Genomic DNA, 14423 nt, shown 5'->3' on the forward strand with positions numbered 1-14423 from the left:
CGATGCTCGCCAGGAAATGCCTGTGCGTCAGCCCACCTGGCGCCGACCCCGGGTTCCGGCGCGTCCGCGAAAAACGCCGCAGCGCAAATGTCTCGTAGTGTACCAGCATGGACGGCTGGGGTTCTCTTGAACCGCGATCGCCGTCGTCCCGGCATGGATGCCGGGACCCAGTGCCAAGGACGGTAACCCTCAGCCGGCACACCGCCCAAGCTTGAGCGCTGGCCCTGCCTGGCCCTGGATTCCGGCATCCAAGCCGGAATGACGAACCACGCAGCGAACCCCGACCTCCGTCGCCCCGGCATGGATGCCGGGACCCAGTGCCAAGGACGGTAACCCTTAGCCGGCACACCGCCCAAGCTTGAGCGCTGGCTCTGCCTCAGCCCTGGATTCCGGCATCCAAGCCGGAATGACGAACCACGCAGCGAACCCCGACCTCCGTCGTCCCGGCATGGATGCCGGGACCCAGTGCCAAGGACGGTAACCCTTAGCCGGCACACCGCCCAAGCTTGAGCGCTGGGCCCTGCCTGGCCCTGGATTCCGGCATCCAAGCCGGAATGACGANCCACGCAGCGAANCCCGACCTCCGTCGNCCCGNCATGGATGCCGGGACCCAGTGCCAAGGACGGTAACCCTTAGCCGGCACACCGCCCAAGCTTGAGCGCTGGCTCTGCCTGGCCCTGGGAAGGGCCGGGGTCAGGAAGGGCCGGGGTCAGAGGGCCGGGGTCAGGTCTTTCCAGAGGGCCGGGGTCAGGTCTTTCCTTTTTCCTTCCGGGAGAGCGCGGGGTCAATGGGACTTTGCGTTAGGTCCCTTCGGTCCCCTTTCGCCTAGTTTGACTTGCTGCGTACACAATCTTGCTGACACGCGAGTAGTGCAAGCCGAAATAGTCGGCGATGACCTGCATCGTATGGCCACCGCTCGCGTAGGCCGCCACGATCGCACCATCCCGATCAGCATGCTTGCGGGCGTAGTACGCCAGCGGTTTGACGATTCGCGGCGCCTTCGCCTGCGGGACTTCACGCAGGTCATGGCCGCCAGGGACCTTCTGCTGCATCGCCTCCACAAACGCATCGGACCCGAGAAACACTTGCTGTTTCATCTGATCCCACGGTGACGGCTGGCCTATGCCGTCCGCGACGAAGCGCATGTAGCGGCTGCCGGCCTCCTCCGCGGTTGCGCCGAATGCGGCAAGGATATCGCGCGTATTCAACCACTCGGGCGAGGGTGCCGCACCGATCGTTGCCCGATAGCTGCTCCATGGCCATTGCCCCGGCGCAGGAACGATCCCGGCGCGCACCGGGTTGAGCACCACGTAGCGGGTCAACTCCAGAAAATAGGATTCCTTCTGTACCAGGATCGCCTTGTAGCGCCCTTGAAACACATGTCCAACTCGCCCATGCATGCGATTGAATCGCTGAGTATAAACACCGTTGAGCTGGCGCATGCCTTTGGCCAGGTTAGCATCCGGAGTCTCGATCAGCAGGTGGTAGTGATTGGTCATCAGGCAGTAGGCGTGTACCTGCCAGTTCCAGCGCTCCCACACCGCGCCCAGGATGGCGAGGAACAGTTGCCGATCGCCCTCGGAAAGATAGATGTCCTCGCGGCCGTCACCCCGTGCTGTTACGTGGTAAAGCGCGCCCGCGAATTCCAGCCGAAGGGGTCTTGCCATGACCTGAGTCTAACACCCTGCAGGAAAAAGGAAAGACCTGACCCCGGACTGTGGGAAAAAGGAAAGACCTGACCCCGGACTGTGACCCCGGACTGCTTGGGGGTGTGCCGGAACATTGGATTCTGGACTTGAATGGGGAGACACTGGAGGTCTGCCGCGAACCACAGAACGGCGGCTATGCGCAGCGATGGGTTCTGGCGGCGGATGCCCAGGCCTCCCCGCTGGAAGTCACCACTCAGCACATTTTGGTCGGCGACCTGCTTACCTGAAGCAATTAATTGAGGAGTTAAAAGACATGAGCGACAGCCAACAGCACGAATTAGTCAACCGGCTGCGAGTGCTCTTGGCGCATCTGCTCAAGTGGCATTTTCAGTATCCCCGTCTCTCGCAACGGTGGGCGGAAATCGAGGGCAAGCGCTGGCGCGACACCATCATCGAGCAACGCGCGGCCCTGCGCTATCTGTTGGAAAAGAACGTGACGCTTCAAACCGTGTTCGCCGAGGCCATTGTCGAATCCTATGATCAGGCGATCGATCTGGCGGCCGAGGAGTCGGATGTGCCAGCCTCGATCTTCCCGCGAGAATGCCCCTATAGCGAAGCACAGATTTTGGAGCGGGGGTTTTATCCACCACGCTGAATGTTGGGCCTACTGCGTCGGCCCAACCTATCCCACGCTACGCGCCAACCTTGGGCAACCCGCGAGAATCAAGCCGCGGTTGATCTGCTCGAGCCCGGCCGCGATCAGAGGACCGGGGTCACGAAAGGACCGGAAAAGGACCGGGGTCAAAAAGGACCGGGGTCAGGTCTTTCCTTTTTCCTTCCGGGAGAGATCGGAGTCAGCGGGACTCGGCGTCAGGTCCCTTCGGTCGCCTTTCGCCTGGTTTGACTTGCTGCGTAGACAATCTTGCTGACACGCGAGTAGTGCAAGCCGAAATAGTCGGCGATGACCTGCGTCGTATGGCCACCGCTCGCGTAGGCCGCCACGATCGCACTATCCCGATCAGCATGCTTGCGGGCGTAGTACGCCAGCGGTTTGACGATTCGCGGCGCCTTCGCCTGCGGGACTTCACGCAGGTCACGGCCGCCAGGGACCTTCTGCTGCATCACCTCCACAAAAGCATCGGAACCGAGAAACATCGCCGTCGGAAAGATAGATGTCCTCGCGGCCGTCACCCCGTGCTGTTACGTGGTAAAGCGCGCCCGCGAATTCCAGACGAAGGGGTCTTGCTATGCCCTGCGTCTAACACCCTGCGGGAAAAAGGAAAGGCCTGACCCCGTGACTTGTCCGGCCAGCCGGGGGATTTCGGTGCGGCGGGCAGCGAACAGCAGGCTGGCCCGAATGTCTTCAGGCTCCAGATCGGGAAAATCGGCCAGCATTTCCGTTGTGCTTACCCCATCAGCGAGCATCTCAAGGATGTCCGTGACCCGGATACGCATCCCGCGGATGCAAGGGCGTCCACCACATTGAGCCGGGTTGCTGGTGATGCGGCCTGAGAGGTCTTGTTTGCGCATTGCGGCACTGCTCCGGGGCTGGGCGGCTGGCTTCGCAGTGATTCTGCACCGCCCGATCCTGCCGCGGTAGGTGTGTATCTCTGCCGACGGCGTTCCCCGCCAGCCACCGCGGGCGCGCATAAAAAAGCCCCGCCAAAGCGGGGCTTTTTCTCACCAAACCGGTGAAGCCTTGCGGCTTACATCATGTCCATGCCGCCCATTCCACCCATGCCGCCCATGCCGCCGCCGCCCGGCATGCCGCCGCCGGCATCGCCCTTCGGCTCTTCAGCGACCATGGCCTCGGTGGTGATCATCAGACCAGCCACGGAGGCGGCGTTCTGCAGCGCCGAACGGGTGACCTTGGTCGGGTCCAGGATGCCCATTTCGACCATGTCGCCATATTCGCCGTTGGCGGCGTTGTAGCCGTAGTTGCCCTTGCCCTCGGCAACCTTCTGCAGCACCACGGACGGCTCGGCGCCGGCATTGGCGACGATCTGACGCAGCGGCTCTTCCATTGAGCGGCAGCCGATGGCGATGCCGACGTCCTGGTCGTGGTTATTGCCCTTGATGGTGTTCTTGATGGCCATCAGCGCACGGATCAGCGCCACGCCGCCGCCGGGGACGATGCCTTCCTCGACTGCCGCACGGGTAGCATGCAGGGCGTCTTCGACGCGCGCCTTCTTTTCCTTCATTTCCATTTCGGTGGCGGCACCGACCTTGATCAGGGCCACACCGCCGGCCAGCTTGGCCAACCGCTCCTGGAGCTTCTCCTTGTCGTAGTCGGAGGAGGTTTCCTCGACCTGGGCGCGGATCTGCTCGCAACGGGCCTTGATGTCGGTCTCGGAGCCGGCGCCGTCGATCAGGGTGGTCTCTTCCTTGGTGACCTGAACCTTCTTGGCGGTGCCCAGATCGTTCAGGGTGGCCTTTTCCAACGACAGACCGATCTCCTCTGAGATGACGGTGGCGCCGGTCAGCACCGCGATGTCCTGCAGCATGGCCTTGCGACGGTCACCAAAGCCGGGAGCCTTGACCGCGCACACCTTGATGATGCCGCGAATGGTGTTGACCACCAGGGTCGCCAAGGCTTCGCCCTCGACGTCTTCGGCGACGATCAACAGCGGCTTGCCGGACTTGGCGACGGCTTCCAGTACGGGGAGCAGGTCGCGGATGTTGGAGATCTTCTTGTCGTGCAGCAGGATGAAGGGCGCTTCGAGCTCGACGCTCTGGCTCTGCTGGGTATTGATGAAGTAGGGCGAGAGGTAGCCGCGGTCGAACTGCATGCCCTCGACCACGTCCAGCTCGTTGTGCAGGGACGTGCCTTCCTCGACGGTGATGACGCCTTCCTTGCCGACCTTTTCCATCGCCTGCGCGATGATCTCGCCGATGGAGTCATCGGAGTTGGCGGAGATGGTGCCGACCTGGGCGATCGCCTTGGTCTCGGTGCAGGGCTTGGACATCAGCTTGAGCTGCTCGGTGGCCGCCGTGACGGCCTGCTCGATGCCGCGCTTCAGGTCCATCGGGTTCATGCCGGCGGCAACCGCCTTGAGGCCCTCGCGGACCATGGCCTGCGCCAGCACGGTGGCGGTGGTGGTGCCGTCACCGGCCACGTCGGAGGTGTGGGAAGCCACTTCCTTCACCATCTGGGCGCCCATGTTCTGGAACTTGTCCTTGAGCTCGATCTCCTTGGCGACGGACACGCCGTCCTTGGTGACGGTCGGGGCGCCGTAGGACTTCTCCAGCACGACGTTCCGGCCCTTGGGACCCAGGGTGACCTTGACCGCGTCGGCCAGGATGTTCACGCCTTCCATCATCCGGGCGCGGGCTTCGCCGCCGAACTTAACGTCTTTTGCGCTCATAAGAATCTATCTCGATCGAAATCTGTTATCAGGTGGGGATGCGGACAGGGGGCAGGCCGATCAGGCCTCGACCACGCCCATGATGTCGTCTTCGCGCATCACCAGAAAATCTTTGCCGTCGAGTTTGACCTCGGTGCCGGAATACTTGCCGAACAGGACGCGGTCGCCGACCTTCAGGTCCAGCGGGCGGGTCTCGCCGTTGTCCAGGATCTTGCCGTGGCCGACGGCGATCACTTCGCCCTGGATCGGCTTTTCGGTGGCGGAATCGGGGATGACGATGCCGCCCGCGGTGGTGCGCTCCTCTTCCATACGGCGGACGACGACGCGATCGTGCAGGGGACGAATGTTCATGGGGTGTCTCCTTGGAGGATGTTGGCGGAGGGGAGTGCGTGCGCGGCGCTGGTCGCGGCCGGGATTGTTAGCACTCATCAGAAGCGAGTGCTAATAGTAGGGCCTAAACCACGAGTGTCAAGGTGTAAGGGGTTCAGGCACGATATCGTGCGCGACAAAGCACGGTCAGGAACCGCGCTCGGCGCGGTTTAGTCTTCGCGCCGCCACCGCCCCTCGATGACGCGCGGCTCGCGATCCGGGCCCGCGGTCGGGACCGGGACGATATGGATGTAGCGGCGAATCAGCCGACGGCGCAGCGGCGGGACCAGCAGCAGGAACCCGACGCAGTCGGTGAGAAAGCCGGGCAGCAGCAGGAACAGGCCAGCCACCAGAATCAGGGCGCCGTCCAGGAGTTCCAGCGCCGGGATTTGATCGCGCGCCATGCTGTCCCGGACCCGCATCAGCACACCGAAGCCTTGGTGGCGCACCAGCCAGGTACCGAGGATGGCGGTGAGGATGGCCACGGCGATCGTCGGGAAGGCACCGATGACCGAGCCGACCTTGATCAGGAAATAGACCTCGATCAGGGGCAGACCGATAAGAAGCAGCAGAAGGAGGGGCACGGTGAAGTTCTCTGGGTGGGTTGCGGCGGTTCGCCGCGGAGTGGGTTCCGATATCCGGCCGAATCTTAACGTCTGTGCCCGGACCGCGCGTTCAAGTAGCAGCCAAACACGCGCGGGCACCGTATCATCCCACATCCGCCGACGGCACCGCGCCAACCGCCGATCCGCCACCTGCCCGACCGAGGGATCCATGACCACCGACACCGACTGCCGACTGGTATTCTGCACCTGCCCGGATCAGGAGACCGCCGCCCGCATCGCCGAGCGCCTGGTCGGCGACCGGCTGGCCGCCTGTGTAAACCTGCTGCCGGGCCTTACCTCGATCTATCGCTGGCAGGGTGAGGTCCAGCAGGAGGCCGAAGTCCTGCTGCTGATCAAGACGGTGGCGGCGCGCCTCCCGGCTCTGACCGGGACGCTGCGCGGGTTGCACCCCTACGAGCTGCCGGAGATCATTGCCCTGCCCATCACCGACGGGCTGCCCGACTACCTGACCTGGGTGACGACATGCACGCAAGCAGACGACTGAGCAGCGGGTTGCAACCCGCCAACCGATTGATCCGGGTGCTGACGCTGTTGCTGCTGGTCTGCGCAAGCGCCGCGCCCACGGCGGCCGATGAGGAATTCCTGCTGCCGGAGCAGGCCTTCCAGGTCACCGCCGCGGCAGACGGGGCCGACGCGGTGCGGGCACGCTGGACCATCGCCGACGGCTACTACCTCTACAAGAGCAAGTTCCGCTTCACATCGCCCTTCCCCGACGTGGAACTCGGCGACCCGGAACTGCCGACGGCGCAGCGCAAACAGGACGCGTTCTTCGGCGAGGTCGAGGTCTACCGCGGGCAGGTGGAGGTCCGTATCCCGGTCACGCGGCGGACCAACGCCGACACCCTGACGCTCGAGGCGACCTCCCAGGGATGCGCCGATGCAGGGCTCTGTTATCCCCCGCAGCGGCAAACGCTTGTGGTGCGCTTGCCCCAGACCGTCGCGGCGACCGCCCCGCCGCATGTCGCCGCCGTACCGGATGCCGCGCCCGCGTCGCTCACCGGCGCACGCCCCGGCGGGCCAATCTCAAGCATCGCGCAAAGCCTGGTGTCGCAAGTGGGACCAGGAATCGACGACGATCTCCTGACGGCCGAACAGGCATTCATCTTCCAGGCCGAGGTGGGCGCCCCCGAGCGGATCGACCTGACCTGGGACATCGCCCCCGGAACCTATCTCTATCGGGACAAGGTCGAGATTGCCCTGGACGGCGCGACCGACGTGACCCTGGGATCCTTCCAGTTACCCCCCGGCGAAATCAAGCGCAATACGATCCTGCCGGACGGCAGCACCGGCGACATCGCGGTCTACCATGATCGGGTCTCACTCGCCCTGCCCTTGCTGCGCCGCGGCACCGCAGCGAGCGAGATCGCCTTGGTCATCAAGTACCAGGGCTGCGCCGAGCGCGGCATTTGCTATCCGCCACAAACCCAGCGGGTCAAGCTCGCCCTGCCGCCGGCCGCTCGGATCGCTGCGGCCGCGCCGGCGGAACAGACCCGGGACCCGTCGGCCGGCGTGGCGTCCGCGGCAAACGACCGGTCAGTCAGTGCGCCGGAACCGGTCGCCGAGCAGGACCGCATCGCGTCCGTGCTGGCCGAGCGCAACCTGTGGGCAATCATCGCCCTGTTCTTTGGCTTCGGGCTCTTGCTCGCGTTCACCCCCTGCGTCTTTCCGATGATCCCCATCCTCTCCGGGATCATCGCGGGCGCCGGCCCCGGCATCACGACCCGCCGGGCCTTTACCCTGTCCCTGGTCTATGTCCTGGCGATGGCGCTGACCTACACCATCGCCGGGGTGCTGGCCGGGCTCTTTGGCGCCAACCTCCAGGCGGCCTTCCAGAATCCGTGGATTCTCTCAGCCTTCGCCCTGATCTTTGTATTGCTGGCGCTCTCGATGTTCGGATTCTATGACCTGCAACTGCCGTCCAGCCTTCAATCCAAGTTGGCAGAGGTCAGCAACCAACAGCAAGGCGGCACCCTGATCGGCGTGGCCATCATGGGCCTGCTCTCGGCCCTGATCGTCGGGCCCTGTGTCGCCCCGCCGCTATTCGGCGCACTGATTTATATCAGTCAGACCGGCGACGCGGTGCTGGGCGGGGTCGCGCTGTTCGCGCTGAGCCTGGGGATGGGCGCACCCCTGGTCGCCATCGGCACCTCGGCCGGAAAACTGCTGCCCCGCGCCGGCGCCTGGATGGATGCGGTCAAGGCGGTCTTCGGAGTGGCCCTGCTGGCCGTGGCCCTGACCCTGCTGGAGCGGATCCTGCCCGCGGCCGTGGCGCTGCTGCTCTGGGGGCTGCTCCTGATCTGCTCCGCGGTTTACCTGGGGGCGCTCAGTCAGATCCCCGTCGGGGCAAGCGGCTGGACCCGGTTGTGGAAGGGACTCGGTGTCGGATTGCTGATCTACGGCGCTTTGATGCTGGTGGGCGCCGCGGCGGGCGGCAAAGACACCGTCCAGCCGTTGCGCGGTCTGCTGCTCGGCGGCGGAGCCGGCAGTGCTCTGCCGCATGCACAGTTCAAACGAATCAAGACCACGGCGGATCTGGACCGGGAACTCGCGGCCGCGGCCACTGCAGGTCAACCAGTGATGCTGGACTTCTACGCGGATTGGTGCGTGTCGTGTAAAGAGATGGAGCGCTACACTTTCAGCGACCCGACGGTGATCCAGGAACTGGGCCGGTTCGTGCTGCTCCAGGCGGATGTGACCGCCAATGACGCCGCCGACCAGGCACTGATGCAGGGCCGCTTCAAACTCCCCGGCCCCCCGGCCATCCTGTTCTTCGATGCCACGGGTGCCGAGACGCCGGGTCTGCGTCTGGTCGGCTTCAAACCGGCAGACGCCTTCGCGGCCCACCTGCGGCGGATCGCACCATGAACGCGTTCAAGGTGGTCGGAGTCACCCTGTTGGCGGCCGGGATCAGCGTGGGCACCGCCCTCTTCGGCGAGCGCTGGCTGGCACGCGAGGGTCCTGCTGACCAAAGTACGATCGGAGGTGCCGCGCTGTTGCATGGCCTGCCCGACTTCAAACTGCCGGATCTCGGGGGACGCGAGGTGGCGAGCACCGCCTGGGCCGGCAAGGTGCTGGTTATCAACTATTGGGCGAGCTGGTGCCCTCCCTGTGTGCGTGAGCTGCCGCTTCTCATTCAGACGCAGCAGGCGCTGGGTGATCGTGGGGTACAGATTGTCGGCATCGCCATCGATCGGGTGGCGGACGTCAGACAATTCATCGCCAAATACCCGGTGAACTACCCGATCCTGATCGGTAACCCGGAGGCGGTCGAGCTCTCCCGGCGACTCGGGAACCGGCTTCAGGGAATGCCCTTCACGGTCATCTTCGATCGGCGCGGTCAGCGTATCTTCAGCCAAATCGGTGAGGTCACCGCCGCGCAATTGCAGGCCCAACTGGAGCGGCTGCTGGGCGACACCCCGACCCAGGCCCCGACGACCGCTCCCGGCGGCCCAACATAACTGGACATGATCGCGCGAAATCCGGACAATTCGCAGAGAATCACCGCAAGCGCGCGTTGTACCCAGCACGGCGCCCTGACGGTGCCGCGGCCGCCGCCGAATCCCGCGCCGGTCCCTTCCTAACCCCGCCCTGATAAGGGCCAGACACGCGACATGGCAAGCATCCTGGTCCTCAATGGACCCAATCTAAACCTCCTGGGCAGCCGCGAACCGGGTCACTATGGGCAGGCGAGCCTGGCCGAAATCGAGCGCCGCCTGCACGACCAGGCAAAGGATCAGGGCCATGACCTGGCCTTTGCCCAGAGCAATGCGGAACACGTGCTGATCGAGATGATCCACGCCGCCGCGGGTGAGGGCGTGCGCTTCATCATCTTCAACCCGGCTGCCTTTACCCATACCAGCATCGCCCTACGCGACGCCCTACTCGCCGTTGCCATCCCCTTCATCGAGGTGCACCTCTCGAACGTGCACGCCCGTGAGGCGTTTCGCCGCCACTCCTATTTTTCGGACATCGCGGCGGGCGTCATCAGCGGGCTCGGTGCATTGGGGTACGAATTGGCATTGAGCGCTGCCCTGAACCGGCTGGCCCAAGTTACTTCCACCGAGAACCATTGAGCATGGACATCCGTAAGGTCAAGAAACTGATCGAGCTCTTGGAGCAATCCAATGTGTCCGAGATCGAGATCCACGAAGGGGAGGAGTCCGTGCGCATCAGTCGGCATGGCGGCGTGGCGTCCTTCATGACACCGCAGACCATGCCCATGCAATTGAGCGCCGCGCCGATCGCAGCGACCGCCCAGCAACAACCAGGCGATGAAATTCTCGACGGCCTGGCGGGTGAAGTCGTTCGCTCGCCCATGGTCGGAACCTTCTACCGCGCGTCCACACCTGGCTCCGGACCCTTCGTCGAGGAGGGTCAGAAGGTCAAGGCCGGGGATACACTGTGCATCATCGAGGCGATGAAGATTCTCAATCAGATCGAATGCGAGCAAGCCGGAACCGTGCGTCGCATTCTGGTGGAAAATGGACAACCGGTCGAATATAACCAGCCGTTGTTCGTTATCGAATGAGCCCTCGCCGCGACATCCGCCAGCGGCCGCGCACTGCGGCCATGGATCCCGCGCGTCTTGCCGCAGCCAGCGGCCATCGCCCAGAGGCTACGCCCGCATGCCCGCCATGATCGAAAAGATCCTTATCGCCAACCGGGGTGAGATCGCGCTCCGGATCCTGCGCGCCTGCCGTGAACTCGGCATCCGCACCGTCGCGGTGCACTCCGAGGCGGACCGGGACCTCAAGCACGTGCTCTTGGCCGATGAAACCGTGTGTATCGGGCCCGCCGCTTCGCGCGACAGTTACCTCAATGTTCCGGCGATCATCAGCGCCGCCGAGGTGACCGACACGGTCGCCATTCACCCTGGTTACGGTTTCCTTTCCGAGAACGCGGACTTCGCCGAACGGGTGGAGCGTTCGGGGTTTATTTTCATCGGTCCGCGTCCGGAAACCATTCGCCTGATGGGCGACAAAGTCTCGGCCATCGCTGCCATGAAGGCGGCCGGGGTGCCCTGCGTCCCCGGCTCGGACGGTCCGATCGACGACGAGGACAAGAAGCGCACCCTGGATTTGGCCCGTCACATTGGCTACCCGATCATCATCAAAGCGGCAGGCGGCGGCGGCGGTCGCGGCATGCGGGTGGTGAATTCCGAGGCGACGCTGCTCAATGCCATCTCGTTGACGCGGGCGGAGGCCGGAGCGGCCTTCAATAATGACATGGTCTATCTGGAAAAGTACCTGGAGAACCCCCGCCATATCGAGTTCCAGGTGCTGGCGGATCAGCACGGCCACGCCATTTATCTGGGTGAGCGCGACTGCTCCATGCAGCGCCGTCATCAGAAGGTGGTGGAGGAGGCCCCCGCCCCCGGCATTACCGAGGAACAACGCCGCGAGATCGGCGAGCGCTGTGCTCAGGCCTGTCGGGATATCGGTTACCGCGGCGTCGGCACCTTCGAGTTCCTGTACGAAGACGGCGGCTTCTATTTCATCGAGATGAACACCCGCGTACAGGTGGAACACCCGGTCACCGAGGTCGTCACGGGGGTTGATATCGTACGCGAGCAAATACGGGTCGCCGCCGGGGAGCCATTGCATTACCGCCAGGAGGATATCGTCATCCGGGGCCATGCGGTGGAGTGCCGCATCAATGCCGAGCACTCGGAGACCTTCCGTCCCAGCCCAGGAAAGATCACGGAGTTCCACGCTCCCGGTGGGCCCGGTATTCGCATGGACACCCACATTTACTCCGGCTATACGGTTCCGCCGCACTATGATTCCATGATTGGAAAACTGATCGCTCACGGGGAGGATCGCCAGTGCGCCATTGCCCGCATGTGCAACGCGCTGCGCGAAACGATCATCGAAGGGATCGACACCAACATCAAGCTCCAGCGCTCCATCCTGCGGGATGCGGCCTTCCAGGCCGGCGGGGCCAACATCCATTACCTGGAAAAAAAGTTGGGGTTGTGAATGACGACTGCGCCACGTGCTGTCGATCACGCCTGGCCTTGTACAGCTCCGCTGCCCACCCGCCCTCTAGGTCACCTCATGCCCTGGCTGCAAATCACTTTCACCGTCGACCAAGGCCGCGCGGCGCTGTTCGAGGCCGCGCTGGAAAACGCGGGGGCCCTTGCCGTGACCTTTGGCGATGCCGGCGACGATCCTCAACTGGAGCCCCCGCCCGGTGCCATGCCGCTGTGGCAGGCGGTGCGGCTGGTCGCGCTGTTCGAGGATGGGGTCGACGCGCAGACCATCGCTGACGGTCTGGCCCCCCACAGCCTGACGCCACCCCTGATCGAAATCGTCGCCGACCGTCCCTGGGAGCGCGTTTGGCTCGATGACTTCCGGCCCACCTGCTTCGGTCGGCGACTCTGGATCTGCCCGCAGGGACAGCCGGCCGGGGCGCCTGATGCGATCGTGGTCGACCTGGATCCGGGGCTTGCGTTCGGGACTGGGCATCACCCCACCACGGCGCTGTGCCTGGAGTGGCTCGACGGGGACGATCTGGTCGGCAAGACCGTCCTCGATTATGGCTGCGGCTCCGGAATCCTGGCGATTGCCGCACGCAAACTGGGTGCCGCACGGGTAATCGCGGTCGATCACGACCCGCAAGCCATCGAGGCGACGCTGTCGAACGCCGCTGCCAATGCGGTCAATGTCGGCCTGAGTGTCTGTCTACCCACCGAACTGGCCGCCATTCCGACCGCCCCCCCGGTCGATGTGGTCATCGCGAACATCCTGTCTGGGCCCTTGATCGAACTCGCCCCGTTGCTGATGGATCGTCTGCGCGCGGGCGGCGATCTGGTACTCTCCGGGGTACTGGAGGACCAGGTGCCGGGCGTGACCGCGGCCTACAGCTCGGCCGTCGACTTTGCGCCGGTGCGCCTCCGTGAAGGCTGGGCGCTCATCACCGGACGCAAGCGCGCGGCCCGGCACCCATGCGCCTGATCGCTCAGGGCGGACAGCCGCGGGGAACAGTGCCCATCCGGCAGGTCATCGACAGATGACCGCGGCACTCCGCCCGGCACCCTTGCGGCCGTTCATGATCGGACCCTACCGACTTCCCAACAACCTGGTCCTGGCCCCGATGGCGGGGGTCAGTGACCGACCCTACCGCGTCTTGTGCCGCCGGTTCGGGGCCGGACTTGCGGTATCGGAGATGGTCTCGTCCGATATTCGACTGCGCGGATCGACGAAATCCGTGAAGCGCCTGGATTTCGCGGGTGAAATCGGACCCATTTCGGTGCAGCTCGTCGGCACCGATCCGCACGCCATGGGTGAGGCCGCCCGCTTTCACCTGGACCTGGGTGCACAGATCATCGACATCAACATGGGCTGCCCGGCCAAGAAGGTGTGCCGGGTGGCGGCCGGGTCCGCGCTGCTGCGCGACGAGGCGCTGGTTCGTCGCATCCTCGCCGCGGTGGTTCAGGCGGTCCCGGCCCCGGTCACGCTCAAGATCCGCACCGGCTGGTCACCGGAACAACGCAATGCGGTCACGATTGCCCGCATCGCCCGGGAGTCGGGCATCGCGGCACTGACCGTGCACGGTCGGACCCGTGCCTGCGGCTATGGAACACCGGCTGAGCACGAGACCATCCAGGCGATCCGCGCCGAAGTGGACATTCCGTTAATAGCCAACGGCGATATCGACTCGCCACAGACTGCTCTCCGGGTGCTGGACTCCACCGGTTGCGATGCTATCATGATCGGACGCGCAGCCCAGGGACGCCCCTGGATCTTCCGCGATATCGCCGCCTTCCTGGCAACCGGCGTCATACCCGACGCGGCTGCGCCGGACTGGATCAGGGACCTCCTGATCGAGCATCTGGACGGGCTCTATCAGTTCTATGGAACCTATGCCGGAGTGCGGATCGCGCGTAAGCATATCGCCTGGTATTGTCGCGGACTGCCCGGCGCGGCCGTTTTTCGGGTCGGCATCAATCGCGCAAATTCAACGCGAGACCAGGTATCGCAGGTTCTCGCCTTCTTCAACCAAGATTCAGGAAGAGAGGACGTGGCGGCATGACGACGGCGATTAAGGATGACGAGTCTGCTCCGGCGGCCCATCATTTGCGGGTGATCCAGGCCGATGGCACCGACCCTTTGGCAAAGTGCGTGGCGGATGCCCTGGAAACCTATCTGCGGAATATGGACGGGCACGCGGTCAGCGATCTCTATCGCCTGGTCATCGAGGAGGTCGAGCGCCCGCTATTCGAGACGATCGTACGCCACGCCAATGGCAATCTGACCCAGGCCGCCCGGATGCTCGGCCTGACTCGCAGCACGCTGCGCAAGCGCCTGACCGACTATGGCCTTGCGGGACGCTGAGGCGCGCGCACCCGAATCCTGCTGCTTCACCCGTGCGAACCAGGCAACCCCAAGCGCCGCAGACCGAGCCTTCCCTGC

The 14423-nt window shown here is 64.4% G+C and carries 17 protein-coding genes; 11 read left to right on the top strand and 6 right to left on the bottom strand.

From position 1 onward, the window contains the following. Window positions 1-800: 800 nt before the first annotated feature. Window positions 801-1667 carry an REP-associated tyrosine transposase gene (locus A39O_RS0119790; RefSeq protein ID WP_020506404.1) on the bottom strand — a complete coding sequence of 289 codons (867 nt, stop codon included), beginning with the start codon at window positions 1665-1667 and terminating at the stop codon, window positions 801-803. 50 nt (window positions 1668-1717) lie between these two features. Here A39O_RS0119790 and A39O_RS38840 point away from each other — a divergent pair, with 50 nt between their 5' ends. Continuing rightward, window positions 1718-1936: a PDDEXK family nuclease gene (locus A39O_RS38840; protein ID WP_083924794.1), complete on the top strand. Its 219-nt coding sequence runs from the start codon at window positions 1718-1720 to the stop codon at window positions 1934-1936. A gap of 26 nt (window positions 1937-1962) precedes the next feature. After that, window positions 1963-2304 carry a DUF29 domain-containing protein gene (locus A39O_RS34360; protein ID WP_020506406.1) on the top strand — a complete coding sequence of 114 codons (342 nt, stop codon included), beginning with the start codon at window positions 1963-1965 and terminating at the stop codon, window positions 2302-2304. A gap of 215 nt (window positions 2305-2519) precedes the next feature. On the opposite strand, the gene A39O_RS0119800 is transcribed toward A39O_RS34360, so the two are convergent. The 5 genes from A39O_RS0119800 to A39O_RS0119820 all read right to left on the bottom strand — a co-directional run bounded on the left by A39O_RS0119800 (window position 2520) and on the right by A39O_RS0119820 (window position 5967). Beyond that, window positions 2520-2804, bottom strand: coding sequence for a hypothetical protein (locus tag A39O_RS0119800; protein ID WP_020506407.1), 285 nt, complete (start codon window positions 2802-2804; stop codon window positions 2520-2522). A gap of 90 nt (window positions 2805-2894) precedes the next feature. Then, the gene (locus A39O_RS34365; RefSeq protein WP_083924802.1) at window positions 2895-3179 is read right to left on the bottom strand and encodes a DUF433 domain-containing protein; all 285 of its coding nucleotides are present in this window, start codon (window positions 3177-3179) and stop codon (window positions 2895-2897) included. Window positions 3180-3355: 176 nt separating this feature from the next. After that, on the bottom strand, window positions 3356-5014 hold the full coding sequence (gene groL / locus A39O_RS0119810) for a chaperonin GroEL (protein WP_020506409.1): 1659 nt from the start codon (window positions 5012-5014) through the stop codon (window positions 3356-3358). Window positions 5015-5074: 60 nt separating this feature from the next. Further along, the gene (groES, locus tag A39O_RS0119815) at window positions 5075-5365 is read right to left on the bottom strand and encodes a co-chaperone GroES (protein ID WP_020506410.1); all 291 of its coding nucleotides are present in this window, start codon (window positions 5363-5365) and stop codon (window positions 5075-5077) included. A 188-nt stretch (window positions 5366-5553) separates the two neighbouring features. Then, window positions 5554-5967: an FxsA family protein gene (locus tag A39O_RS0119820; RefSeq protein ID WP_020506411.1), complete on the bottom strand. Its 414-nt coding sequence runs from the start codon at window positions 5965-5967 to the stop codon at window positions 5554-5556. Window positions 5968-6157: 190 nt separating this feature from the next. Between A39O_RS0119820 and cutA the strand changes: the two genes are divergently transcribed. The 9 genes from cutA to A39O_RS0119865 all read left to right on the top strand — a co-directional run bounded on the left by cutA (window position 6158) and on the right by A39O_RS0119865 (window position 14345). Further along, complete coding sequence (gene cutA, locus A39O_RS0119825) at window positions 6158-6493, top strand: divalent-cation tolerance protein CutA (RefSeq protein WP_020506412.1); 336 nt, start codon at window positions 6158-6160, stop codon at window positions 6491-6493. After that, on the top strand, window positions 6472-8874 hold the full coding sequence (gene dsbD, locus A39O_RS0119830; protein WP_051088858.1) for a protein-disulfide reductase DsbD: 2403 nt from the start codon (window positions 6472-6474) through the stop codon (window positions 8872-8874). The genes cutA and dsbD overlap by 22 nt, the downstream gene beginning before the upstream one ends. Continuing rightward, complete coding sequence (locus A39O_RS0119835) at window positions 8871-9467, top strand: TlpA family protein disulfide reductase (protein WP_020506414.1); 597 nt, start codon at window positions 8871-8873, stop codon at window positions 9465-9467. Before dsbD ends, A39O_RS0119835 begins: the two co-directional genes overlap by 4 nt. A 153-nt stretch (window positions 9468-9620) precedes the next feature. Next, window positions 9621-10082 (top strand): type II 3-dehydroquinate dehydratase, encoded by a 462-nt coding sequence (gene aroQ / locus A39O_RS0119840; protein ID WP_020506415.1) that lies wholly within the window; start codon window positions 9621-9623, stop codon window positions 10080-10082. Window positions 10083-10084: 2 nt separating this feature from the next. Continuing rightward, on the top strand, window positions 10085-10537 hold the full coding sequence (accB, locus tag A39O_RS0119845; RefSeq protein ID WP_020506416.1) for an acetyl-CoA carboxylase biotin carboxyl carrier protein: 453 nt from the start codon (window positions 10085-10087) through the stop codon (window positions 10535-10537). 106 nt (window positions 10538-10643) lie between these two features. Continuing rightward, complete coding sequence (gene accC, locus A39O_RS0119850) at window positions 10644-11987, top strand: acetyl-CoA carboxylase biotin carboxylase subunit (protein WP_026199555.1); 1344 nt, start codon at window positions 10644-10646, stop codon at window positions 11985-11987. Between the two features lie 78 nt (window positions 11988-12065). Next, entirely contained in the window at window positions 12066-12965 is a 900-nt protein-coding gene (gene prmA / locus A39O_RS0119855) for a 50S ribosomal protein L11 methyltransferase (RefSeq protein ID WP_020506418.1), read from the top strand. A 55-nt stretch (window positions 12966-13020) separates the two neighbouring features. Beyond that, complete coding sequence (gene dusB / locus A39O_RS0119860; protein WP_020506419.1) at window positions 13021-14043, top strand: tRNA dihydrouridine synthase DusB; 1023 nt, start codon at window positions 13021-13023, stop codon at window positions 14041-14043. Next, the gene (locus tag A39O_RS0119865; RefSeq protein WP_020506420.1) at window positions 14040-14345 is read left to right on the top strand and encodes a helix-turn-helix domain-containing protein; all 306 of its coding nucleotides are present in this window, start codon (window positions 14040-14042) and stop codon (window positions 14343-14345) included. Before dusB ends, A39O_RS0119865 begins: the two co-directional genes overlap by 4 nt. Window positions 14346-14423 lie beyond the last annotated feature (78 nt).

Origin of the sequence: Lamprocystis purpurea DSM 4197 (assembly GCF_000379525.1) — a bacterium.
Lineage (GTDB): Bacteria > Pseudomonadota > Gammaproteobacteria > Chromatiales > Chromatiaceae > Thiodictyon > Thiodictyon purpureum.

Bases quoted from the DNA above. Each gene is read 5' to 3' on its own strand.
- A39O_RS0119790 (WP_020506404.1), bottom strand. From the start codon at position 1,667: ATGGCAAGACCCCTTCGGCTGGAATTCGCGGGCGCGCTTTACCACGTA.
- A39O_RS34360 (WP_020506406.1), top strand. From the start codon at position 1,963: ATGAGCGACAGCCAACAGCACGAATTAGTCAACCGGCTGCGAGTGCTC.
- A39O_RS0119800 (WP_020506407.1), bottom strand. From the start codon at position 2,804: ATGTTTCTCGGTTCCGATGCTTTTGTGGAGGTGATGCAGCAGAAGGTC.
- A39O_RS34365 (WP_083924802.1), bottom strand. From the start codon at position 3,179: ATGCGCAAACAAGACCTCTCAGGCCGCATCACCAGCAACCCGGCTCAA.
- groL (WP_020506409.1), bottom strand. From the start codon at position 5,014: ATGAGCGCAAAAGACGTTAAGTTCGGCGGCGAAGCCCGCGCCCGGATG.
- groES (WP_020506410.1), bottom strand. From the start codon at position 5,365: ATGAACATTCGTCCCCTGCACGATCGCGTCGTCGTCCGCCGTATGGAA.
- cutA (WP_020506412.1), top strand. From the start codon at position 6,158: ATGACCACCGACACCGACTGCCGACTGGTATTCTGCACCTGCCCGGAT.
- dsbD (WP_051088858.1), top strand. From the start codon at position 6,472: ATGCACGCAAGCAGACGACTGAGCAGCGGGTTGCAACCCGCCAACCGA.
- A39O_RS0119835 (WP_020506414.1), top strand. From the start codon at position 8,871: ATGAACGCGTTCAAGGTGGTCGGAGTCACCCTGTTGGCGGCCGGGATC.
- aroQ (WP_020506415.1), top strand. From the start codon at position 9,621: ATGGCAAGCATCCTGGTCCTCAATGGACCCAATCTAAACCTCCTGGGC.
- accB (WP_020506416.1), top strand. From the start codon at position 10,085: ATGGACATCCGTAAGGTCAAGAAACTGATCGAGCTCTTGGAGCAATCC.
- accC (WP_026199555.1), top strand. From the start codon at position 10,644: ATGATCGAAAAGATCCTTATCGCCAACCGGGGTGAGATCGCGCTCCGG.
- prmA (WP_020506418.1), top strand. From the start codon at position 12,066: ATGCCCTGGCTGCAAATCACTTTCACCGTCGACCAAGGCCGCGCGGCG.
- dusB (WP_020506419.1), top strand. From the start codon at position 13,021: ATGACCGCGGCACTCCGCCCGGCACCCTTGCGGCCGTTCATGATCGGA.
- A39O_RS0119865 (WP_020506420.1), top strand. From the start codon at position 14,040: ATGACGACGGCGATTAAGGATGACGAGTCTGCTCCGGCGGCCCATCAT.